Source organism: Microbacterium sp. Bi128 (assembly GCF_918698205.1).
Genome location: NZ_CAKKMM010001407.1, coordinates 1 through 1,306 on the forward strand (window position 1 = coordinate 1; position 1,306 = coordinate 1,306).

Below are 1,306 nucleotides of genomic sequence, written 5' to 3' on the forward strand. Positions count from 1 at the left end.
CTTGGTGATGGCACCGTCGGTGACGCCCCAGCCCTCAAGGATCTTCTTGTAGGAACCGTCTTCCATCAGTTTGGTCATGGTCTTCTGGACGACGTCCGCCAGGGCCGTGTCCGACTTGGCGACGGCGATGCCCTGGGGAGCAGAATCGTAGACTTCGCCGAGCTTCTCGAGCTGGCCGTTGGTCTGGGTCAGTGCGTAGCCGATGATGGGGGAGTCGGCGGCCATGGCATCGATGCTGCCGTTGACCAGTCGGGTGGTGATGTCCGTCTGGGTCTTGAGGGTCACGATGTTAATGGGCTGCTTGCCCTCGGCGGTGCACTTCTTGTTGCGGTCCGAGAGGTCCGGATCTTCCTGGATGGTGCCGGTCTGCACGCCGATGGACTTGCCGCAGAGGTCATCGAGGGAGATCTTCTTGGGGTTGCCCTTCTGAACGGCCCAGCCGGTACCTGCCTGGTAGTAGCTGACCATGTTCACCGCGGCAAGCCGCTCCGGGTTGATCGTGAAGGAAGAGACCCCGAGGTCGTACTTCGGGCCGAGAGCCGGAAGGATGCCGGTGAATTCGGCCGTCTGGACCTGGACCTTCAGGCCCAGCGCCGCGCCGATCGCCTTGGCGATGTCGACGTCGTAGCCCACGGGGGTCTGGCCGTCGGTGCCGAGGAATTCCGCGGGGGCGTAGGAGGTATCCGAGCCCACGGTCAGGGTGCCCTTTGACTTGATCGACTCGGGCAACATGGCCGCCAGGGTGTCGTCCTTCTGGACCGTGCTGGGGTCAAAGCTGGCCGCGGCGCTGCCCGAAGCGGAAGCCGCGCCGGAGGGGCCGGTCTCGGAGGCGTTCGTGCAGGCCGTCAAGGCCAATGCGCCGACGGCGAGCACCGTGGCGACCTTCATTGCGGGGTTGCTCAGGAGCGAAGGGGAGATCTGCATTTTCTTACCTTTTGTTGCCGGAGGGATGCGTAACGAGGCCGATTTATAGTGTATCGCCGAACAAGAGATGTACGTCACAGAAAACTAAGTTTCACTATTGGATAACTAAACCAGACCCGAATGCAATATCTTTAATGCCCGATCTGTCTGTGATCCCGGATTCCTGTCCGTTTCGCCAGTTCCTGCGGTGCAAGTCCGACGGCCGATTCGCCGGCCCGGCCGGCGTCACGGGCCCCACCCGCATCTTGGGCCTCGCGAGCCCCGCACACTAGCTGCTGATGCCGAGCGACTCCAGCATCGGCCGGAACTTCGCCCACGTCTCGGCGAGCTCAGTCTCGGGAACCGAGCCGTCCACCACGCCGCAGCCCGCATAGAGCCGGAC

2 protein-coding genes are annotated in these 1,306 nt (G+C 63.1%); both read right to left on the reverse strand.

The window, feature by feature from the left end; genetic code table 11:
• Positions 1 to 924: ABC transporter substrate-binding protein (locus tag LQV45_RS33195; protein ID WP_230011967.1), on the reverse strand; the 924-nt coding region annotated here is incomplete at its 3' end.
• 268 nt (positions 925 to 1,192) lie between these two features.
• The coding region (locus LQV45_RS35960; protein ID WP_230011970.1) for a chorismate-binding protein at positions 1,193 to 1,306 on the reverse strand (114 nt) is incomplete at its 5' end.